General features: G+C 70.7%; 20 protein-coding genes and 1 pseudogene. 12 read left to right on the top strand and 9 right to left on the bottom strand.

Annotated features, from left to right (window positions below; genetic code table 11):
• Positions 1–460: 460 nt before the first annotated feature.
• Entirely contained in the window at positions 461–1285 is an 825-nt protein-coding gene (locus tag ACQPYK_RS37875; RefSeq protein ID WP_433242329.1) for a nuclease-related domain-containing protein, read from the bottom strand.
• Between the two features lie 152 nt (positions 1286–1437).
• Between ACQPYK_RS37875 and ACQPYK_RS37870 the strand changes: the two genes are divergently transcribed.
• The 4 genes from ACQPYK_RS37870 to ACQPYK_RS37855 are packed head-to-tail and all read left to right on the top strand — an operon-like array spanning position 1438 to position 4333.
• Entirely contained in the window at positions 1438–2859 is a 1422-nt protein-coding gene (locus tag ACQPYK_RS37870) for an amidase (protein ID WP_433242326.1), read from the top strand.
• Between the two features lie 39 nt (positions 2860–2898).
• The gene (locus ACQPYK_RS37865) at positions 2899–3189 is read left to right on the top strand and encodes a hypothetical protein (protein WP_433242324.1); all 291 of its coding nucleotides are present in this window, start codon (positions 2899–2901) and stop codon (positions 3187–3189) included.
• Positions 3190–3191: 2 nt separating this feature from the next.
• A complete protein-coding gene (locus ACQPYK_RS37860) occupies positions 3192–3557 on the top strand; it encodes a DUF5130 family protein (RefSeq protein WP_433242322.1) in 366 nt (121 codons plus the stop codon).
• 20 nt (positions 3558–3577) lie between these two features.
• Positions 3578–4333, top strand: a complete 756-nt coding sequence (locus ACQPYK_RS37855; protein WP_433242319.1) for a Pycsar system effector family protein — start codon at positions 3578–3580, stop codon at positions 4331–4333.
• Here the strand turns inward: ACQPYK_RS37855 and ACQPYK_RS37850 are convergent, their stop codons facing one another.
• Both ACQPYK_RS37850 and ACQPYK_RS37845 read right to left on the bottom strand, forming a co-directional pair.
• Positions 4334–5296: a hypothetical protein gene (locus ACQPYK_RS37850; protein WP_433242316.1), complete on the bottom strand. Its 963-nt coding sequence runs from the start codon at positions 5294–5296 to the stop codon at positions 4334–4336.
• A gap of 85 nt (positions 5297–5381) precedes the next feature.
• Complete coding sequence (locus tag ACQPYK_RS37845) at positions 5382–6548, bottom strand: MFS transporter (protein WP_433242313.1); 1167 nt, start codon at positions 6546–6548, stop codon at positions 5382–5384.
• Between the two features lie 49 nt (positions 6549–6597).
• On the opposite strand from ACQPYK_RS37845, the gene ACQPYK_RS37840 reads away from it, so the two are divergent.
• The 3 genes and pseudogenes from ACQPYK_RS37840 to ACQPYK_RS37830 form a co-directional block, all read left to right on the top strand.
• A complete protein-coding gene (locus ACQPYK_RS37840; protein ID WP_433242310.1) occupies positions 6598–6960 on the top strand; it encodes a MerR family transcriptional regulator in 363 nt (120 codons plus the stop codon).
• 398 nt (positions 6961–7358) lie between these two features.
• On the top strand, positions 7359–7901 hold the full coding sequence (locus ACQPYK_RS37835; RefSeq protein ID WP_433242307.1) for a DUF6596 domain-containing protein: 543 nt from the start codon (positions 7359–7361) through the stop codon (positions 7899–7901).
• Between the two features lie 383 nt (positions 7902–8284).
• Positions 8285–8485: pseudogene (locus tag ACQPYK_RS37830) on the top strand (DUF998 domain-containing protein); the annotation flags it as partial.
• A gap of 740 nt (positions 8486–9225) precedes the next feature.
• Here the strand turns inward: ACQPYK_RS37830 and ACQPYK_RS37825 are convergent.
• Together ACQPYK_RS37825 and ACQPYK_RS37820 are read right to left on the bottom strand one after the other, a co-directional pair.
• Positions 9226–10587, bottom strand: a complete 1362-nt coding sequence (locus tag ACQPYK_RS37825; protein ID WP_433242304.1) for a serine/threonine-protein kinase — start codon at positions 10585–10587, stop codon at positions 9226–9228.
• Between the two features lie 31 nt (positions 10588–10618).
• Positions 10619–10948 (bottom strand): hypothetical protein, encoded by a 330-nt coding sequence (locus ACQPYK_RS37820; RefSeq protein WP_433242301.1) that lies wholly within the window; start codon positions 10946–10948, stop codon positions 10619–10621.
• Between the two features lie 60 nt (positions 10949–11008).
• Between ACQPYK_RS37820 and ACQPYK_RS37815 the strand changes: the two genes are divergently transcribed.
• Positions 11009–11716: a winged helix-turn-helix domain-containing protein gene (locus ACQPYK_RS37815; protein WP_433242298.1), complete on the top strand. Its 708-nt coding sequence runs from the start codon at positions 11009–11011 to the stop codon at positions 11714–11716.
• Positions 11717–11744: 28 nt separating this feature from the next.
• Here ACQPYK_RS37815 and pepN read toward each other — a convergent pair whose 3' ends face one another.
• Positions 11745–14312, bottom strand: coding sequence for an aminopeptidase N (pepN, locus tag ACQPYK_RS37810; protein ID WP_433242295.1), 2568 nt, complete (start codon positions 14310–14312; stop codon positions 11745–11747).
• A 221-nt stretch (positions 14313–14533) separates the two neighbouring features.
• On the opposite strand from pepN, the gene ACQPYK_RS37805 reads away from it, so the two are divergent.
• From ACQPYK_RS37805 to ACQPYK_RS37795, 3 genes are all read left to right on the top strand, one after another.
• Complete coding sequence (locus ACQPYK_RS37805; protein ID WP_433242292.1) at positions 14534–15154, top strand: mycothiol-dependent nitroreductase Rv2466c family protein; 621 nt, start codon at positions 14534–14536, stop codon at positions 15152–15154.
• Between the two features lie 279 nt (positions 15155–15433).
• Positions 15434–16843 (top strand): aldehyde dehydrogenase family protein, encoded by a 1410-nt coding sequence (locus ACQPYK_RS37800; RefSeq protein WP_433242289.1) that lies wholly within the window; start codon positions 15434–15436, stop codon positions 16841–16843.
• 131 nt (positions 16844–16974) lie between these two features.
• Positions 16975–17412, top strand: a complete 438-nt coding sequence (locus ACQPYK_RS37795; RefSeq protein ID WP_433242286.1) for a hypothetical protein — start codon at positions 16975–16977, stop codon at positions 17410–17412.
• Between the two features lie 31 nt (positions 17413–17443).
• On the opposite strand, the gene def is transcribed toward ACQPYK_RS37795, so the two are convergent.
• Complete coding sequence (def, locus tag ACQPYK_RS37790; protein WP_433242283.1) at positions 17444–17932, bottom strand: peptide deformylase; 489 nt, start codon at positions 17930–17932, stop codon at positions 17444–17446.
• Between the two features lie 97 nt (positions 17933–18029).
• Here def and ACQPYK_RS37785 point away from each other — a divergent pair, with 97 nt between their 5' ends.
• Positions 18030–18497, top strand: a complete 468-nt coding sequence (locus ACQPYK_RS37785) for a ribose-5-phosphate isomerase (protein ID WP_433242280.1) — start codon at positions 18030–18032, stop codon at positions 18495–18497.
• A gap of 85 nt (positions 18498–18582) precedes the next feature.
• On the opposite strand, the gene ACQPYK_RS37780 is transcribed toward ACQPYK_RS37785, so the two are convergent.
• Positions 18583–18759 carry a hypothetical protein gene (locus ACQPYK_RS37780; protein ID WP_433242277.1) on the bottom strand — a complete coding sequence of 59 codons (177 nt, stop codon included), beginning with the start codon at positions 18757–18759 and terminating at the stop codon, positions 18583–18585.
• A gap of 93 nt (positions 18760–18852) precedes the next feature.
• Positions 18853–20082: a GNAT family N-acetyltransferase gene (locus tag ACQPYK_RS37775; protein WP_433242274.1), complete on the bottom strand. Its 1230-nt coding sequence runs from the start codon at positions 20080–20082 to the stop codon at positions 18853–18855.
• Positions 20083–20146: the final 64 nt, after the last annotated feature.

The raw sequence follows: 20146 nt of genomic DNA, 5'->3' as shown, positions 1-20146 counted from the left end.
GGTGGCGTGCCGCGAAGGTGTCCGGACGTCGACGGGAACGTCTCCGGTCTCGGCGCGGCGGCGATGGCGCCGGCGCGCGACGACCGGTGGGGCCGAGGTGTGTCCGGCTCCTGTAATGACCCTACCGAATGTCTCGCCGATGCTCGGGACCGCATCGCGGTCGAGGACGGCGCGGGCGCCGGGCACAGGGAGGGCGCAGAGGGCGCAGGGCATAGGGCACAGAGGGCAGGGCGCAGAGGGAGATGCGGCGGAGGCACAGGGGGAGGTGCGGCGGGGGTGCGAAGAGGCCGGAGGCGCGGGAAACGGGAAAGGGGCGCGGGAGTCGCCGGTGGAAGGCCGATGGAAAGAGGGACGGGAGCCGCCGGCGCGGGCGCCCGAGGCGCTACGCGCGGTGGCTCCCGTCAGGTCTGTCGGAGACGTGCGGGATCGGCCGCCGAGGGCCGGGACGGCGCGGAGCCGGTCAGGGTTCCGGGTAGCGCGCGGGCAGGACCCGCTCGGCCGCCTCGTAGATCCTCCCGATCTCGGCGTCGGTGAGTGACCGTTCCCGCTTGGTGATCCATTTACGGACACGGCTGCCGTCGAAGACGTCGACCTCGCGGACGTTGAGGATCTTCCACGGGATCGCCGGGCCGTAGATCGCCAGGGACGGGACGATCGTGACCTGGTGCCCCAGCGCCCCGCCGATCAGCTCGGCCGCCTGGGACGCCTCCCAGCGGGCCTCGTCGAGGCGGGGTTTCTGGTTGAACGGCCCATGAAACAGCTTGCGATGCGACTGGACGCGGACCGGCAGGCGCTTGTCCCATTTCTCCGAGTCGACGGCGTAGACCCCGGTGGGCCCCACCACGAGGTGGTCGATCTGGGCCTCGCTGTCGGGGATCGCGCGGGCGTGCAGGGTGCGGTAACCGCTCCGTTCCAGCCTCTTGAGCTGGGCCTCCGTCCGGCGCTCCGCGACCGAGGCGCGCCGCCAGGCGGGCACGGTCGAGTTGGAGCGGGCGCGCAGCACCGTGTCGACGATCGCGGCCGCCACGGCCGCGGTGACGCCCAGCCGCCAGCTCGACAGCAGAATGCCGGCGAGCACCCCGACGCCGACCGCGATCAGAGCACGTCGACGCAGGTGGCGGTACTTGGGGTGGTCGAGCAGGCTGCGCAGGGATGCGCGCTCGACGGGTGCGTACGTAGACGCGGGCGGAGTGGGTCGAGACGTCGGCCTGTCCTCGGCCGGTCGGTCGCTGACCCAAATAGGTGACGTAGCGTTACCGTCTTCTGGTACTTGACCGGAATCCACGTAACTCACGGTAGCTGACGTCCATGGGGGTGCCTAGTATTGGGTATCTCATACTTTTGTGACCACCATCACTCGCTTGGCGCCGTTCTGATCCGGGTATCTACTCATTTCCTCTCTAGATAACCGGGCCGTCTGCGCTTACTGTGCGGGGCGTGGCTCACATACATGATCTTACCGCGCTGGAGCAGGCGGCAGCCGTGCAACGCAGGGAGATCTCGCCGGTCGAGATCACCGAGCACTACCTCGACCGCATCGCACGGCTGGACCCGGAGGTCGGCGCCTACGTGACCGTCACCCCCGAGATGGCCCTGGAGCAGGCGCGCAAGGTCGAGGCCAGGGTGCTCGCGGGAGAGGACGGCTCGCCCCTGCTCGGAGTGCCGATCCCGATCAAAGACCTCAACCTGGTCAAGGACGTGCCGATCCATTTCGGTTCGGCCACCTACGACGACTTCGTGGCTCCGGTGGACGACAGTGTGGTCGAGCGGCTGCGGGCGGCCGGGACGATCATGCTCGGCAAGACCGCGACGCCCGAGTTCGGGCTGCCCTGTTACACCGAGACCTCGCTGTCCCCGCCCAGCCGGACCCCCTGGGACCTGTCCCGCTCCGCCGGAGGCTCCAGCGGCGGCGCCGCCGCCGCGGTGGCCGCCGGCCTGGCCCCCGCGGCGCAGGGCAGCGACGGCGCGGGCTCCATCCGGATCCCCGCCTCGGTCTGCGGGCTGTACGGCATCAAGCCCACCCGGGGCCGGATCAGCTTCGCCCCGATCATCCCCGACCTCGCCGGCCTGTCGACCAACGGCCCGATCAGCCGGACCGTGGCCGACGCCGCCGCGCTGCTCGACGTGATGACGCACCACAACCCCGGCGACCTCTACCACGCCCCGCCGCCGGAGCTCGGCTCGTTCCAGGTCTACGCGGGCCGGGATCCGGGCCGCCTGCGGATCGCCCGCTACGCCGAACCGCTCGTCCCCGGCGTCGAGGTGGACCCCCAGGTGCTCGCGGCCTACGAGCACGCCTCGGCGGAGCTGGCGGCGCTCGGGCACGAGGTGGTGGACATCGCACCGCCGTTCGCCCCGGACCTGGTGCCACAGTTCGTGACGCTCTGGTACGCGTTCGCCTGCATGCACCCGGTGGACCTGGGCAAGCAGGACCGGCTCCGGCCGCTGACCGCCTGGTTGCGCCGGCGCGGCTTCGCCACCCCGGCCCCCGACTTCCTGCAGGCCCAGTCGGCGTTGCAGCTGGCCACCCGGTTCGGGCTGATGGTCACCGACCAGTACGACGCGGTGCTCACCCCGACCGTAACCCAGCCGCCCCGGCCGGTGGGCTGGTTCGAGGACGTCGAGGACCCGGAGGAGACCTTCGAGCGGATGAAGCGGTTCGCCGCCTTCCCGGCCGTCTACAACGTCAGCGGGCAGCCCGCGGTCAACCTCCCCTTGCACTGGACGCCCGAGGGCCTGCCCGTCGGCGTCATGCTGGCCGGCCGGTTCGGTGACGAGGGCACGCTGATCTCGCTCTCGGCGCAGGTCGAGGCGGCCCGCGGCGGTTTCTGGGGGGAGCGCAGGCCGGCGCTCTGGTAGGTCTCGACGAGTTCTCACCGCGGGTCTACCGTTGGTCGTGTGGACGCACTCCAGGTCCTCGGATTCCTCGTCGGAGCCTCCGCGAGCCTGTTCCTGCTCATCGCACTGCTGGTGACGCTGCCCGGCAAGGTGCGGGAGAGCACGGCCCACACCACTTCGGCGGGCGCGGTGTGGTTCGGCGGCCCGTTCCGCAGCGATCGGGACGGCAGCGCCCCCGGCCTGGTGCTGGTGGACGAGCAGGCCGCGCGTGCGCCGCGGATCGACTGGGTCTCGCTGGCGGAGCTCTCCGAGCCGGGACGGGGTGTCGGCGGAGCGTCGGCGAGGTGGTGACGGTGACCCGAACCCTGAGCCCGATACAGGCCGGCGAGGTCCGGGAGGCGCTCCGCGCCGCCGAGCGCCGCACCGGCCTGCGCTTCGCCGCCTATCTCGGACCTGCCATCGGCCCGTGCCGTCACTTCTCCGAGCGGCTGCACGCCGCGCTGGGCGAGGAGGCCGGTCGGGCGGTGCTCGTCTTCGTGGATCCCGAAGGGAGGGCTCTGGAGATCGTCACAGGTCCCCAGGCCGGACGGAGGCTCCTGGACGGGGAGTGCCGTCTGGCCGCCGCGTCGATGGCGGCCGCCATCGACATGGGGGATCTGGCGGGCGGGCTCGTCGCCGGAGTGACGCTGCTGGCGGATCTGGCTACCCGCCGCAGGTGACCTTCTCGCATAATCGGGTAGTGCTGAGGATCGTGCGCGACACGCTGGCCGGCCGGCTCTCCGAGGAATTCAAGAAATCCGAGGAAGAAACCGTGCCGGTTTCCGGGGAGGGCACGGTGAGCCGGGGGCGAGACGAGGCCCTCTCCTACATCGTGGCGGTCCTCGCCGACGTGCGCGACGACATCGGCAGGGTGAACCGCAAGGCCGCCGTCCTGCTCGCGGCGGCCGTCCTCGGCGTGGTGCTGGGCAACCGGTGGCGGCCGGGCGATCTGCCCAGCCAGGTGGAGTGGCTCTGGTGGGCCGGCGTCTTCTTCTGCGTGATGGGGATCCTGATGCTCGTCGGCACCCTTTATCCCCGTAGCGCGCGGCTGGCCGGGCAGACGGTGGAGCGCCGCCGTTCCTACGCCGGCCGCGTGCACGCCGACGGGCCGCCGCCCGCGGACTCACCGGTGGACGACTCCCGGGCCGGCGCCTTCGCCCGTAGCGCGCTCGCCGAGCTGAGACAACGCCTGGCCGGCCAGGACACCCGGCTCCGGGCCGATCGGCTGGTGCTGCGGATCAGGCGGCTCAGCGCCGTCGCGGACGCCAAGAGGCGCTACGTCCGCAGGGCGGTGATCCTGCTGGTGGTCTCGGTCGCCTGCTGCCTGGTCTCGGTGGTCATCGGCCAGGCCATGACGTCGTGGGACTTCTTCGGCAGGCCGATGGCTCCGGCCATCCTGCCGACGCCCGCGGCGGGCCCCTGCGTCCCGCCCGGGGTCTGCGGCGGGTCCGCCTAGTCAGACCCGCAGCAGCTTCACCAGATGGGCGGCGATGTCGGTCAGCAGCGTCGAAGGGGTCACGGGCGCGGCGGCGACCGCGGAGAAGAGGCTGGGCAGGCCGGGCAGGGGGAATCCGTCGTCCCTGGTGGCCTCGGCGCCCACCTCGTTCTTGCCCAGGATCGTCCGGCTGCGCTCCCAGGCGTCGAGGACCTCCTCCGGAGAGGGCACGCCGAACCCATGGCCCACCGGCGCCGCGTGGCGCAGCCGCACCAGGGGAGTGTCGGCGAAGGTCAGCGCCACCCGGGCGCGCGTGGCGAGATCCTCGCGGTGGCTCTCCTCCACCCAGTCCATCGCGGTGCAGGGGTTGCGGCAACCGGCCACGCAGGTGGCCAGCGCGCCTGCCACCTGGCTGTGCTGCCGGTCGAAGTAGGCCCGCCAGCCCTCGGCCGGCTCCCCGGCCACCCGCAGGGTCCGGTTGGCGGCCGACTGCTCGGACTTCGTATGGTCGCACTCGCGGTCGCCGATCACACCGAACCTGCTGCCCGGTGCGCTGAGGCCCTGCGGCCAGCGCGCCGGATCGCCCGCGTTGCCGAGCACCGGCTCGAAGGCGAGCAGCGGGAGGTACTCGCTGGCGATGTGGATGGCGGCGACCATGGGACTCAGCTCGCGCCGGTGCCACCGGACCGCGATCACCTCCAGCAGCAGCCCGTAGGCCGGCCGCAGCGACTCCAGCGCGCCGCGCGGCTGCTCCCGCGGGGTCTGCGGCATGGTGCAGGCCCGCGCCCGGCGTCGCATGTCGGCGGGTACGGCCCGAGCCTCGACGGCGAAGTCCTCCGCGTCGAGCGAGAGCAGCCGCTGCCCGAACTCGCACACCGCCTCGATGGCCTCCGCGTCCCCGACGACCTCCGGTGCGAGTGCCCTCAGGTCGCCGAAGGCGTGTCTCCGGGCCAGGGAGACGAGCAGATCACGTGCCGATTCCACTTGGCAACCTTCTCATGGCACGTGAGTGCCAGAGGGGGCGCTATCTGGACAGAGGGGTAGTGTGACTCATTTCCGCAGATAGAGCCTATTTTTGCAACCATCGGGCAGTGGCGGCCGTACGGCGGGGCACGGCCAGGTAGGATAGCAGCAGCCCGGCGGCGCTGAGCACCGCTCCGGCCAGGCCCGTCCAGCGCAGTCCCGCGACGGTGACGACGCCGGCACCGATCACCGAGCCGACCGCGTGGGCCAGCATGAACGCGGCCACGTTGACCGTGACCGCCAGGGTCGGGGCGGCACCCGCGCGTTGCAGGATCAGGGTCTGCAGTGGCGCGATCGTGGCGGTGGCCAGCAGTCCGAGCCCCATTACCGCGGCCGCCGCCGGCTTGTGCACTACGGCCAGCGGCATCACCGCCAGCAGCACCGTCAAGCATGCGAAGACGCCGCGCAGCGTCGCCCCGACGGCCCGGTCGGCGAGCCGTCCGGCGATGAGGTTGCCCAGCAGGCTGCCCGCCCCATAGGCCAGCAACAGCAGCGAGACCATGGGCGAGGTGAATCCGGTCACCTGGGTCAGCATCGGCGCCACGTAGGTGAACACCGCACCGATCCCGGCGAACCCGACGGCCGTGGTGGCGATGGACACCAGCACCGGCCGCCGGGCCAGCACCGAGAGCTCGGCGGCCACTTCGGTGGGCTGAGCCGGGATGCGCGGCAGCGCGAACGCGAGCAGCGCCAGGCAGGCCAGCGCCAGCGCGGCCAGCACGGCGAAGGGGAAACGCCAGCCCAGATCCTGCCCGAGCATCGAGCCCAGCGGCACGCCGAGCAGGCCGGCCACGGCCAACCCGGAGGTCACCGCGGCGATCGCGGATCCGGCCCGCCCGGGCGCGACCGTGGTGGTGGCCACGATCAGCGCCAGCGCGAAGAACGTGGCATGGCTGATCGACGAGATGACCCGCCCGGCCAGCAACACCGGATAGTTCGGTGCCAGCGCGCTCACCACGCCGCCCGCGACGAAGACCGCCATCAGAAAGAGCATGAGGCCCTTACGCGGCAGCCGCACGGTGAGTATCGCCACCAGCGGTCCGGCGATCACTGTGCCGAGCGCGTAGGCGGTCACCGCTTGCCCGGCGACGGCGACGAAGATTCGCAGATCGGCGCCGATCTGCGGCAACAGCCCCGCGACCAGGAACTCGGCGGTGCCGACGACGAAGACGCTCACGCACAGAGCGGCCAGCATCGGAAACGTCTTTTTCATGCCGGGAAGTTAAGCTCTGACATCCATGTCAGAGTCAGATGGAGGCGTTGTGCGGATCGGGGAGCTGTCGCGTCGCACCGGGGTTCATGAGCGATTGCTGCGTTATTACGAGCAGCAGGGCCTGCTCTGGCCGGAACGCGCGCCCAGCGGCTACCGCTACTACCAGGAGTCGGATATCGACACCGTCCTGCGCATTCGCCGCCTGCTGTCGGCCGGGCTGAACACCGACACCATCGCCCTGGTACTGCCCTGCGTGCGGGTCAAGTCCGGGAACCTGGTACCCGTCTGCCCCGAGGTGATCGACGACCTGCAGCGTCAGCGCGAACGCATCGACCGCGCGATCGAGGAGCTGCAGACCTCGCGTGACCTGCTCGACGCCGTCATCGCCGCCGCACCCCTCGCACTTTTGTGATCTCGGGCCGCGTCGGGGGCGCCGGCTTCGTGCGGAGCCGCCATCGAGGTGCCCACGCGGCTCTTCATCCGCGTGAGAGAAAAATATCGGGGAGGTCGTGTCCATCCGGCCGGGGTCCGTTCGTGGTGATGGCGTGCGGCGGCCCTGCCGTACGACGAACACCACGAAAGGCAAGACCGTGAAATACATGCTGCTGATCAACGCCGGCATCGCCGACCAGGACGACGACGAGTGCACCACCGAGAACTGGATGGCCTACGACAAGAACGTGCGGGAGGCCGGCATCTGGGTCTCCGGCGAGTCCCTGGCCGATCTGGTGACCGCCACGACCGTGCGCGTCGGCAGGGACGGCGCGCGGACCGTGACCGACGGACCGTACGCCGAGACCCACGCCCGAGGTGGCGCGGGCTTACCTGGTGCCGGTGGCGACGATGGCCAAGCGGATCGTCCGGGCGAAGAAGAAGATTCGCGAGGCCCGCATCCCGTTCCGCGTGCCCGGCGCGGACGAGCTGCCCGAGCGGTTGCCCGGCGTGCTCCAGGTGATCTACTCGATCTGCACCGAGGGCTACGCGGCCAGCTCGGGTCCCGACCTGCAGGGGCTCGACCTCGCCGAGGAGGCGATCCGGCTGGCCCGGATCCTGCGCCGGCTGCTGCCCGCCGAGCGGGAGGTCGCCGGGCTGCCGGCGCTGATGCTGCTGACCCACGCCCGGCGCGAGGCCCGTACCGGCCCTGACGGCGAGCTGGTGCTGCTCGACGAGCTCGCCGGCGAGCCGCGGCTGCACGACTACCACCCCCATCTGGTCGCGCGCGCCGACCTGCTGCACCGGCTCGGCCGCCTTCACGAGTCCGCCGCCGCCTACCGGGCGGCACTTGAGGTGGCGGGGAGCGAGCCCGAGCGAGCCCACCTCCGGCGCCGCCTTGCCGTCGTCGAAGAATCCTGAGGAATTTCGCCGGCGGCTGTCCATCCGGCCACGTCTCGTTCGTAGCAATGCCGTACGTCGCTCGCGGGCTTGCCGTACGTGCAAGCCCGCCGCACCCCATGCGACGACCCGTGACGTGAAAGGACCACCATGACCTCCCCCTCCGCCCCCTCCGGACGCACGACCGGCGGACCCGAAGCCGCGACCAGCGGACTCACGACCACCGGACGCACGACCGGCCGACCCGAGCCAACGACCATCGAGCCCGAAGCAACGCTCTCCGGCTCAGGACCCACGACCTTCCGCCACGAACCCGCAAGCGCCCGTCTTGAAGCCGCGAGCGGTGCGGGCGACCTGCCGGCGGGGCGGTCGAGAGCGCCGGTGCTCACGGTCAGAGCGCGGTACTGCTGGGCCGCGGTGCGGTCGCCGGGTTCCTCTTTCCCGTCGTGTCCTTTGCGCAGGCCTTCACCCGGACCGGATTCGACCTGCGGCGGCACGCGCTGAGCGCCCTCGCGCTCGGCGACCTCGGCTGGCTGCAGAGCGCCAACTTCGCGCTCACGGGCCTGCTGGCGTGCGCCTTCGCGATCGGCGTCCGGCGGGCCTTCCGTCAGCCTCGCCGCCAGCCTCGCCGCCTTCGTACTGACGGTGCCGCCGTGGGGCGAGGACAGCGCCAGCCTGCGCTTCGCCGCCGGCGCGGTGCTCATCTCGGCCTGGCTCACCGCACTCTCCCTACGGCTTCGGAACAACTGATCGAGGAGGATTCGCCGTGCGACGTGGCGGCTTCAACCGCATGGTCGCCGATCCGGCCCGGGGCGGGCGGCCCGGTTCGAGTCCCGGGAGCTCATCGCACAGCTTCGCGAGACCGCCGGCTCAGCTCGCCGGGCGCCAGGGGCCGGCCCGCTCGACCCGCTGGTGGACGGCAGAGGCGAACTTCGCACGTTCGCACCGCGTCTCATCCGATATGACTCCCCGCCGCGCCCTTGTGAAACTGATCGTGATGGCACTTCTGCTCGGCGCGGCACTCGGCATAGGTGTGTGGTGGGGGCTGGCACTGCTATGGGACGGAGGCCCCGCAATGCCCTTCGGCCCGTAGACGACTCGACGCTGTGCGCGAGGTGACCCGCGTCCTCGATGACATCCTTCGGGAGATGCGAACCCTTCGTGGGCTTGCACCAGGAGGGCCGATTTCTTCCCGGTCTTGTGGATGCGGTTGAACGGCCCGAAAGCGGCCCGGGGCGGCCTGACGCTCTACATGATCCTCAAAGAGTTCCAGGCCCTGCCGGCCACCTGGACGGGCCGATGCCCCACCTGCCGGCAATGACCGCCCTGACCACCTGACAAAGCACTACCGGGGCCGGTAGGCCTCCAGATAGGCGCGGACCCGTTCGGCGTGCCGGAGCCACTTCGCCGGGACGCCGCCCGCCTGCCGTACCGTGGTGGCCGAACTGCGGTAGACGCCCACGAGGTTGAGCGCGGGGTCGCCCGGCACGTCACGCACCTTGGGGCCGACCGTGCACAGGTAGCGCCCCATCGCCGGGATGGCCACCTCGGGGTCGAGCGCGCCCGCCATCGGCGAGCGCGAGTAGCTGGCGGGCAGGTAGGGCTCCAGGACGTCCGGCGTCCACCGGGCGATGCCGTACTCGTGGGCGGCGTCGTCGGCGAGCTCGCGGTCGAATCCGCTCTCGGCTCTGAGCATGGCGGCGATCAGTGCGGGGCTCAGCCCCGGCACGTCGGTACACCAGGTGCCGGCCTCCGCGATCGCGGCCCGGTACTCCTCGGGGATGTCGGCGCCGGCCCGGAACCAGCGCTCGTACTGCTGCCTGCCGTCGCGCAGTACGGCCAGCGTGAGGCCACCCGCGGCCAGGGCCGCGACCGCCACCAGCGCTGCCAGCGCGCGTCTGGCCGCCCGTGCGGGTCTGGCGGGCGGCGCCGGCGGCGGCGCGGGCTCGCCGGTGGCCTCGGCCAGCGCCGCGGCGAAGGTCCGGATGTCCGGCCAGCGCTGGTCGCGGTCATCGGCCAGGGCGCGGGTGAGGACCGCGCCGGCGGGGGAGGGGATCGGGTCCGGTGACCGGCCGGGCGGCTCGCCGGTGATCAGGTGGTGGGCCAGCGCGGCCAGGCCGTAGACGTCGGCGCGCTCGTCGGTCGGGGAGCCGTGCCGTAGCTGTTCGGGCGCCGTGTAGCCGGGGGTGCCGCCCGGCAGGGTGAGGCCGGAGGTCTGCGCCAGATCCCCGGCGATGCCCAGGTCGGCCACGATCAGCCGCTCTCCGCCGTCAGGCAGGGAGCGGATCAGAATGTTGGCGGGTTTCAAATCCCGATGGACGATGCCGTGATCGTGGAGGGTGGCCACACCGGCCGCGATCTCCAGGATCTGGCGCACCGCCTCGGCGAGCGGTGCGGGCCCGCCGGCCAGCCGCTCACGCAGGGTGCCGCGGTCGGCGTGGCCCATCACGAAGAACGGCCGCCCGTCGGGCAGCGCGCCGATGTCGTGCACCTGCACCACGTGCGGCGACTCCGCCCGGCGGATCATCCGGGCCTCCTGGGCGAACCGCCGGCGTATCCGCTGGTGGTCCGCCCAGTGCGCGGCCAGAACCTTGACGGCGACGGGGGCGTTCAGATCGTCGTCGTGCGCGAGCCACACCGTGGCGAACGCACCCTGACCCAGGAGCCGCTCGACGCGGTAGCGGCCGATCTTGAGGGGGACTTCCATTCACCCATCGTCGCCTGTCCGTGACTTTCTGTCAGCAGTTGGGGATCTCCGCACCCCCGTTGTCCTTGGCCTCGTCGTTGCCCCAGCGGCTGAGATAGTACGCCGAGACGTAGTCGCGGCCGCCGGTGTCCATGTCGGTCAGCAGCCACCAGTGGTTGTACTCCCGGTCGTTGCCCACCCGGTCGCCCCAGCGCTTGCAGAACACGTAGTTGGTGCCGGCGTAGAGGAATCCCCCGTGGTAGAAGCCCGTCGCGGTGCTGTGGGTGTCCACCCAGTACTTGGTCTCGGCGTGGACGGCCGGAGCGGCGGCCATGATCGCCGCTCCGGCGAGGAGCGCGGTGGCGACTGCGGTGATGCGCATCCGTGTTTCCTTTCTCGTTAATCTCTGTGCCTGCTCACAGTTTGCGAAAGGATCGTCACCGTGGGTATCTGTAAGGTTTCAGGGATCATCGTCCAGCGGGATGAGCATGTGCTGCGGGTCGCCCCGGGCGAGCACGTCACCTTCGGCAGGGGAACGGCGGACCTGGTGCTGGCCGACCCCGCGGTCTCCCGGCTGGCGGGCCGGATCGACGCGGTGGACGACTACTGGATGATCTCCAACCTGAGCCGCTCGGCGACCTACGTGGTGGACAACCCCGAAGGGGGCGGCGAGTTCGTCAAGGTGCCCGCCGGGCGCGTGCGGGCCCCGATCCCCTTCGAGCTGGCCAGGGTCCGTCTGCCCGCCGAGTCGGCGTCCTTCCTGGTGTTCGCCCCCGAGCACGTGCTGCTGCACCCCGACGCGCCCCGCGAGGGGCAGGAGACCGTGCTGGCCTTCCCCTTGGACGTCACCGCCAAGTATTTCCTGGTGCTGGTCGCTCTCTGCGAGCCCCGCCTGCGCGACCCGCTCTCCACCGTGATCCCGACCGTTCCGGAGATCATCTCCCGCCTCGCCCACCTGGGCCTCGGCCGTTCGGCGGTCAACTTCCACATCGACTACCTCGCCCGGGTGAAACTCCGCGTGAAGTCCCCCGAACAGCCCGGCAAGTCCGACTGGCAGCGCGCCGCGCTCGTCTCGCTGGCGCTGCGGCACGATCTCGTGACGGCCGGGCACCTGAGGTTGCTGGAGACACACGGACGCCCCTCGCCGTGACGGCGAGGGGCGTCCGGGCCGGGCGGGATCAGGCCGCCGAGGTGTCCTTGGCCTGTGCGCGCAGGGCGCGGCTGATGCCGTCGGCGCCCTCCAGCAGCAGGCGCTTGAGGGCGTGCGGAGGCTGCTCGGCCGAGATGAGGTCCTGGGTCCTGGCGACGGTCCGCGGGGAGATGGCCAGGGCGGGGAAACAGCCGTTCGCGAAGCTCTGGGCGCTGTCGAAGGTCCAGGTCTTCCAGATCCGGCCGATCTCCTCGAAATACTTCTCGGCGTACGGCTCCAGCAGGTCCGGGTGGTGCGGGTCCATGAAACCGATGATCGTCGAGCGGAGCAGGGCGCCGCTCAGCTTGCCCTCGGTCATCACGGCCCAGGCCTTCGCCTTGCCGCTGGCCGTCGGGATCGCGGCGCGCGACAGCGCGGCGGAGCGCTCGCCGGTGGCCGTGGGGTCGCGCAGGAGCTCCTCGGCGATGGCCTCCTCGCCCAGCACGCCGCCGGAGACCAGAGAGTGGACCAGCGTCCACCGCAGGTCGGTGTCGACGGTCAGGCCGTCGAGCACGGCCGAGCCGTCCAGCAGGCCCTTGATGAAGGCGAGGTCCTCGGCGGAGGTCGCCACCGCGCACAGGGCGTTGACGTAGGCGAGCTGGTGGTCGGAGCCGGGCTCGGCCGCCGCGACCAGGGAGCGCAGCGAGGAGGCCAGCAGGGCCAGGCCCTGGGCGCGCCAGGCCGGGTCGGCGTACTGCTGAACGGCCAGGCGGGCCTGACGGAGCACGGTCTGGGTGACGGTGATGTCCTTGATCGACGCGATGCCGGAGTTGACCAGGGCGACGTAGTCGTGGGTGGACATCTCGGCGTCACGGGTCATGTCCCAGGCGGCCGACCAGCACAGGGCGCGCGGCAGGGACTCGGTGAACTTGGCGATGCCGCCGTTGACCAGCGTCTGCAGCGAGCGCTCGTCGAGCCGGACCTTGGCGTAGGTCAGGTCGTCGTCATTGATCAGGACCAGGTCCGGCTGGACCTCGCCGACCAGCTCGGCCACCGCCGTGCGCGCGCCGACCACGTCGAGCTCGACCCGCTTGGTGCGGACCAGCGCGTCGCCCTGCAGGGAGTACAGGCCGACGGCGACGCGGTGCGAGCGCAGCGTCGGGTAGTCGGCCGGTGCCTCCTGCAGCACGTCGAACGTCAGGAAGCGGCCCTGCGCGTCGGTGGTGAACGACGGGCGCAGCGTGTTGACCCAGGAGGTCTCCAGCCACTCCTTGGACCAGGAGGACAGGTCGCGGCCCGAGGTGCGCTCCAGCGCCCCGAGCAGGTCCGCGAGCGTGGTGTTGCCCCAGGCGTGCTCGTTGAAGTAGTCGCGGACACCGGCCAGGAAGTTGTCCAGTCCCACGTAGGCGACGAGCTGCTTGAGCACCGAGGCGCCCTTGGCGTAGGTGATGCCGTCGAAGTTGACCTCGACCGCGTGCATGTCGACGATGTCGGCGGCGATCGGGTGCGTCGAGGGCAGCTGGTCCTGGCGGTAGGCCCAGGCCTTCTCCACGTTGGCGAAGGTCGTCCACGCGCCCTGGCCCCAGCGGGTGGCCTCGGCCTGGCAGAGCACCGAGGCGTAGGTGGCGAAGGACTCGTTCAGCCACAGGTCGTCCCACCAGCGCATGGTGACCAGGTCGCCGAACCACATGTGCGCCATCTCGTGCAGGATCGTCTCGGCGCGGCGCTCGATGATCGCGTCGGTGACGCGGGACCGGAAGACGTAGTCCTCCAGGAAGGTCACGCAGCCGGCGTTCTCCATCGCGCCCGCGTTGAACTCGGGCACGAAGAGCTGGTCGTACTTCCCGAACGGGTAGCGGACGCCGAAGACCTTGTGGAAGAAGTCGAAGCCCTGCCGGGTGATCTCGAAGAGGTTGTCGGCGTCGAGGTGCTCGGCGAGCGAGGCCCGGCAGTACAGGCCCAGCGGGATGCCGTCGTGCTCGGAGGTCACCTTGTGGTACGGCCCGGCGCACAGGGCGGTGATGTAGGTCGACATCACCGGCGTGGCGGGGAAGTGCCAGCGCTTGGCGGCCTGGAGCGCGCCGTGGCGGCCGTGGTGCTCCTCCAGCTCCTCGGCGGAGTCGGGCGCCGCGTTGGAGATGACCTCCCAGTAGGAGGGCGCGAGCACGGTCAGCTCGAAGGTGGCCTTCAGATCGGGCTGGTCGAAGCAGGCGTACATCCGGTGGGCGTCGGCCGTCTCGAACTGGCTGTGCAGGTAGACGCTCTTGTCGACCGGGTCGACGAAACGGTGCAGGCCTTCGCCGGTGCGCGTGTAAGAACAGTCGGCGTCGATGCGCAGCTCGTTGGTCTCGGCCAAACCCGGTAGCGGCAACCGGCCGGTCTCCGGGTCGTAGCTGCTCACGTCCAGCTCGGCGCCGTTCAGTACGGCCTTGCGCACCCTGGCGCCGGCCAGGTCGATGAACGTCTCCGCACCCGCCTGAGCGCTGGTGAAGCGGACCGTGGTGACGCTTTCGAAGCGCTCCTCGCCCTCGGTCAGATCCAGCTCCACCGCGTATGACTGCACACTGAGCAGACGTGCGCGCTCCCGGGCCTCGTCACGGGTCAGATTGCCTGCCACTACCGCTCCCTCGTCACAACTTCCCCCGCTCCGTTGCGCAGGGATTCCTGAATCCTGCCATGCGAGTCAGAAGATCGCCGCCTTGGAGGTCAATACACGGGCTGATTGCTTCGCCGGAGGCCAAAGCGGCCCCGCAAGGTAATAATCCCCCTGCGGAATAGGAAACTCGGTGCCATGGGTTGTCGCTACGTGAAGAACCTTCACGATCAGAAAGCTGAGAGATGACTGAGCGCACCCCGGTCGACCTCTGGTTCGACCCCTTCTGCCCGTACGCGTGGATGACCTCCCGGTGGCTGCTGGAAGTGGAGAAGATCCGGCCGATCGAGCCGCGCTGGCACATCATGAGCCTCAACGTGCTCAACGAGAACAAGGATGTGCCCGAGACCTACCGCGAGATGATCGCCAAGGCCATCGGCCCGGTCCGCGTGGTCACCGCCGTGCAGGAGAAGTACGGCTCCGAGACCGTCGGCCGGCTCTACACCGAGCTCGGCACCCGTTTCCACAACCAGGGCAGGCTCAAGGAGCTCGACAGGCTCCGCGAGACCGTCGAGGAGGCGCTGGAGGCCGCCGGGCTTGAGCGCGCGTTCGCCGACGCGATGGACTCCGAGGAGTTCGACGAGGCTCTGCGCGCCTCGCACGACGACGGCATCGGCCGGGTCGGCCAGGAGGTGGGCACCCCGGTGATCGCGGTCGAGGGCGTCGCGTTCTTCGGCCCGGTCATCTCGCCCGCGCCCAAGGGCGAGGAGGCGGGCAAGCTCTGGGACGGCGTTCGCCTGGTGGCGGGCATCGACGGTTTCTTCGAGCTCAAGCGCTCCCGCACCCGGGAGCCGATCTTCGACTGACCTGCGCCTTCGTCCCGCCCCGGCGCGTCCGATCGGGGCGGGGCAGGCACCGTGGGCCGATCGCCTCGCGCTTATCCGGATATTACAAATTTTTAATGATGTCGGTAATTCATCGTTTACTCGCGTGCTTCGCCGTACTCTCATCGCAGAGGGCGGCCGAGCGCCCGACGCGGTGAGGGGCCGCATCCGGTTGAATTGCGATCTTCATGCAGTTAAGCGGGCATCCCCTGACCTGCTGGGCTCTCGCCTTATGACAGTCCGCACGCAAGGATGAGAGCCATGCGTCACCTTTATCTGAACGGAGCCTGGCGGCCGTCGGCGTCGGGCGAGAGCATCGACGTCGTCAACCCCGCGACCGAGGAGACGGTCGACAGGGTGCCCGCGGGATCGCCCGCCGACGTCGAGGCCGCGGTGGCCGCCGCCCGCGCCGCCCTGCCCTCGTGGTCGAGCACACCTTCCGCCGAGCGGGGCAAGATCCTTGACGCGGCCGCCGACCTGATACGTGAACGCTCCGACCAGATAGCCAGAATCATCACCACCGACATGGGCGCGCCGTACAACGTGGCGATGAAGGTGCAGACGCTGATGCCGGCCGGGGTGCTGAGCTCCTACGCCCGGCTGGCCGAGACCTACGCCTTCGAGGGCGGCCGGATCGGCAACTCCCGCATATTCCGCGAGCCGGTCGGGGTGGTCGCCGCCATCACGCCGTGGAACTATCCGCTTCACCAGATCGTGTGCAAGGTGGGCCCGGCGCTGGCCGCCGGCTGCACGGTGGTGCTCAAGCCCAGCGAGGTGGCGCCGCTGGTGGCCTTCGCCCTGGCCGGGATCTTTGACGAGGTCGGGCTGCCCGCGGGGGTGTTCAACCTGGTGAGCGGGTACGGCCCGGTGGTGGGCGAGGCCTTGGTCACCCATCCCGACGTCGACATGGTGTCCTTCACCGGCTCCACCCGAGCGGGGCGGCGGGTCGCCTCGCTCGCGGCCGAGACGATCAAGCGGGTGGCCCTGGAGCTCGGCGGCAAGTCGGCCAGCGTGGTCCTGCCGGACGCCGACCTGGCCGCGGCGGCCAAGGTGACGGTGGCCAACGCCTTCCTGAATTCGGGGCAGACCTGCTCGGCCTGGACCCGCATGATCGTCCACCGGGACCAGTACGACGACGCCGTCGGTCTCGCCGTCGAGGCCGCCGGGAAATACACCGTCGGCGACCCCTTCGACGAGCTCACCCGCCTCGGCCCGCTGGTCTCCGCGACGCAGCGCGACCGGGTCGTCCGCTACATCAACCGGGGCCAGGAGGAAGGCGCCCGGCTGATCATCGGAGGCGCCGACCGGCCCCTGGAGCGGGGCTTCTATGTGGAGCCCACCGTCTTCGCCGGGGTGGAGCCGGGGATGGTGATCGAGCAGGAGGAGATCTTCGGCCCGGTTCTGACGATCATCCCCTACACCCGCGGCGAGGAGGAGGCCGTCGCCATCGCCAACGGCACACCGTACGGCCTGGCCGGCGCGGTGTGGGCGGGCAGCGAGGAGCAGGCGGTCTCGGTCGCGCGGCGACTGCGCACCGGCCAGGTGGCCGTCAACGGCGGCCAGTTCAACCCGCTGGCCCCCTTCGGGGGCTACAAGCAGTCGGGACTCGGGCGCGAGCTCGGCGAATTCGGCCTGGAAGAGTACCTGGAGATCAAATCGGTCCAGCTGTGACCGAGGGCACCGTCCGGTTGCCCGGTTGCCCGTTTCTTCGAGATTGCGGTCCGGTCCGGGCCGGTTGTCGCCATGGAATGTTCTGGGTAAACCAGCCTTAAGGGAAGTTTCGTCTCTCCGAAGGGCCTCGGATGAAACTGGGCACCAAACGTCTGACCGCGTTCGACCTGGTGATCATCCTGGGAGGGCTGCTGCTGGTGCTGCTGGCCGCACAGAACCTCGGATCCGCCCTGGCCGCACTGCGGGGCCAGGGCACCTGGGGCACCTTCACCGCCGGCCGGGTCGAGTGCGTCCAGCACCCTGGGCACGAGCAGTGCACCTGGCTGGGGGAGTTCAGGAGCGGCGGGCAGGTGCGCCCGGAGATCGCGTTCTACGGCGCCGACCGGGAGACGTTCGTCCCCGGCCAGACGGTGGCGGCTTTCGACACCGGCCGCCGGGGTCACGTCTACGGTCCCGGCGGCTCCAACGAATGGATCATGGTCGCGCTGCTCCTCGTCGCCGGTCTCGGCCTGGCGGCCTGGCCCATGACGCGACGGCGACGCCGGTCCACCGGAGACCCGGAAGGCTGAGAACGCGCGAGAAGACCTTCCGGCCGCCCGGTCAGGGAGCCTGCAGCAGGACCTTCCTGGCGGCGTCCTTGGCCAGGCGGTCGACGTAGAGCATCCCCTCGAGGTGATCGGTCTCATGCTGGAAGCAGCGCGCCAGCAGGCCGCGGGCCTTGATCTGGACCGGCCGGCCCAGGCGGTCGAACCCGCGGACGGTGACCCCGGCGGCCCGCGGGGTTTTGGCGTAGATCGGAGTGCCGGTGTCGCGGCCGGGGACCGACAGGCAGCCCTCCTCGTCGAGGACCTCCGCGTCGTCGTCGACCGTCAGCACGGGGTTGATCAGGTGCCCCTTGCGGTTGCTGCAGTCGTAGACGAAGACCCGCTTCGACACGCCGATCTGCGGGCCGGCCAGGCCGACGCCCTGCGCGGCGTACATGGCGTCGAACATCTCGTCGATCAGGCGGCGCAGGTCGCGGTCGAAGTCGGCGACCGGCTCGGCCGGCGTGCGCAGAACCGGATCCCCGACCACTCGGATGTCACGCATGGAGACTCTCTCTTGTAAGGGCTGGAATGGCTAATCGGTCATTACTGTAGTCGGGGTGGGGGTCGAGCCGTCCACGTACACCTGCGAAACTGGGCGGGTGCGCGTCTACATCGGTGCCGACCATGCCGGCTATGAGCTCAAGAATCACGTCGTCTCCTGGTTGAAGGAGCACGGCCACGAGGTCACGGACTGCGGTCCGTTCGTGTACGACCCCGAGGACGACTACCCGCCGTTCGTGCTGCGCGCGGCCGAGGGCGTCGCCGAGGATCCGGGCAGCCTGGGAGTCGTCATCGGCGGATCGGGCAACGGCGAGCAGATCGCGGCCAACAAGGTGCGCGGCATCCGCGCGGCTCTGGCCTGGAGCGAGGACACCGCCAAGCTCGCCCGCGAGCACAACAACGCCAACGTGGTCAGCGTCGGCTCGCGGATGCACACGCAGGAGGAGGCCACCCGGTTCATCGAACTCTTCCTGGGCACCGCCTACTCGGGTGCGGAGCGGCACAGCCGCCGGATCGCGCAGCTCACCTCGTACGAGACGATCGGCCAGCTCCCGCCGCTGCCGTAGGTTCGAGCGGGCCAGGGCGGGCGTCGCCCGCCTTCTCCGGGCGCCGGCCGTGCACCGGCCCGTTCGCCGCGAGCGGGCCGGCGCCTCACCGGCGGCGCGACGAGTCCTTGCGCGGGCTCTCCTTACGCGGTGTCTCCTTGCGGGGTGTCTCGTCGCGGAGCGGCCGTCGGTCGGCGGCCTCCTGCTGCTCCTGCGTGGGCCGGGAGACGTCCCGGGCCCGCATCGTGGTGAGCGCGTTGATCTGCAAGCTCTGCAGTGCCATGCCTGTCACCATAACCCGCCCGGCCCGTGCCGAACGGCGGGGCGGCCCGGGCGACGCGGACGGCACCGGTGGCACGACCCGCGTCCGGACGGGTCAGAAGACCAGACCGGCCCAGGGGGCGGGCTCCCACGACATCGCGGTCGACAGCTCCCGTACGGCCCCGGCTCGCGACTCCCGCACCAGCCCCGCCGCCTGCAACGCCCCGAGCGGGCGGCCGCCGAGGTAGGCCGCGCCCAGCACGGTCACCGGGAGGGTCAGATCAGCCGGGTCGTCGGTGGGGACGCACCGGGCGCCGGAGGCGTCGGCCGACAGCCGCCAGCGGCGGGCGTTCCACGGGCACAGGGCGTCCTCGACCTCGATCACCACGTCCACGGGCGCCGAGTAACGGCGCTCGGGAAGCGCCCGCTCGACGTCCACCACGCGGACCCACAGATCATCCAGCCATCCCGCGTTGAGCCGGCGCGGCTCGGCCAGCAGGTGGATCAGCGGATCGTCGACCGGCCGCTGCCCGGCACGGACCCGCGCGACCAGGTCGCGCTCCAGCATGTGCCGCCACAACAACGCATAGGCGGCGGGGTCCAGGCCGAACAGCTCCCCGACCCGCAGCTCGCCGTCCGGCACGTCGTGCGGGGTGAAAGCCTGCTTGATCCGGAAGAGCGCGTAGCCGCGGGGCCCGGCGTCGTCCTCGACGACCACGGCGCGCAGCGGCCCGGCGCCTCTCTGGTCGGCCTCGTGATCCGACAGCACCGCGTCCCAGCGCGCGGGAGTGCGGGCGTAAAGGCCGGGACGGCTGTCGAGCACGGCCTCGAAGACCTTCTCGAAGACGGCTCTGGCCTCGGCGGGCTTGACGACGCGCAGCCGCAGCGAGGGGTCGGCCGGCGCGTGGGCGGCCAGCGCCGAGCTACGCGCGGGGATGTCGAAGAAGAGGTTGTCGGCGGCCCTGCCGTACCCGAAGCGCCCGTAGATCGCCGCCTCGGAGGCGTAGAGGGCGGCGACCGCCTCACCCCGCTCGTGCAGGTCGGTGAGCTGGCGGGCCATCAGCGCCGACAGGATCCCCCGGCGGCGGTGTGAGGGCAGCACGCCGACCGCGGTGACGCCGCCGACCGGGATCGGCCCGCCGGGCACCGTCATGGTGAAACTGCACACCGCGGTGACGCCCACGAGAAGGTCGCCGTCGAACGCGCCCAGCGAGCGGTCGAACTCCGTCGTGCCCCTGAACAGCTCCGCCCGATGCGGCGGGATGGCGCTGCCGAACGCCTCCTCGTCCAAAGTGATCCACTCGGACCATTCATTCTCGGTTATGGGGCGCAGGCTAAGACTCATTTTTCCTACGGTAGAGGGGACAAACCGTTCCGGCCATTCAATATCCGCCCTTAATGATCAAGGC

The sequence above is a fragment of the Streptosporangium sp. CA-135522 genome (assembly GCF_050949235.1).
In the GTDB taxonomy this organism is placed as follows: Bacteria; Actinomycetota; Actinomycetes; order Streptosporangiales; family Streptosporangiaceae; genus Streptosporangium.
Note: the sequence above shows the minus strand (reverse complement) of the source record. Positions and strands in the feature narration are given on the sequence as shown.

What these genes read in the sequence shown, in the direction of transcription:
- ACQPYK_RS37845 (WP_433242313.1), bottom strand. Translation starts at nt 6,548, where the DNA reads ATGAAAAAGACGTTTCCGATGCTGGCCGCTCTGTGCGTGAGCGTCTTC.
- ACQPYK_RS37825 (WP_433242304.1), bottom strand. Translation starts at nt 10,587, where the DNA reads ATGGAAGTCCCCCTCAAGATCGGCCGCTACCGCGTCGAGCGGCTCCTG.
- ACQPYK_RS37820 (WP_433242301.1), bottom strand. Translation starts at nt 10,948, where the DNA reads ATGCGCATCACCGCAGTCGCCACCGCGCTCCTCGCCGGAGCGGCGATC.
- ACQPYK_RS37805 (WP_433242292.1), top strand. Translation starts at nt 14,534, where the DNA reads ATGACTGAGCGCACCCCGGTCGACCTCTGGTTCGACCCCTTCTGCCCG.
- ACQPYK_RS37800 (WP_433242289.1), top strand. Translation starts at nt 15,434, where the DNA reads ATGCGTCACCTTTATCTGAACGGAGCCTGGCGGCCGTCGGCGTCGGGC.
- ACQPYK_RS37795 (WP_433242286.1), top strand. Translation starts at nt 16,975, where the DNA reads ATGAAACTGGGCACCAAACGTCTGACCGCGTTCGACCTGGTGATCATC.
- def (WP_433242283.1), bottom strand. Translation starts at nt 17,932, where the DNA reads ATGCGTGACATCCGAGTGGTCGGGGATCCGGTTCTGCGCACGCCGGCC.
- ACQPYK_RS37780 (WP_433242277.1), bottom strand. Translation starts at nt 18,759, where the DNA reads ATGGCACTGCAGAGCTTGCAGATCAACGCGCTCACCACGATGCGGGCC.
- ACQPYK_RS37775 (WP_433242274.1), bottom strand. Translation starts at nt 20,082, where the DNA reads ATGAGTCTTAGCCTGCGCCCCATAACCGAGAATGAATGGTCCGAGTGG.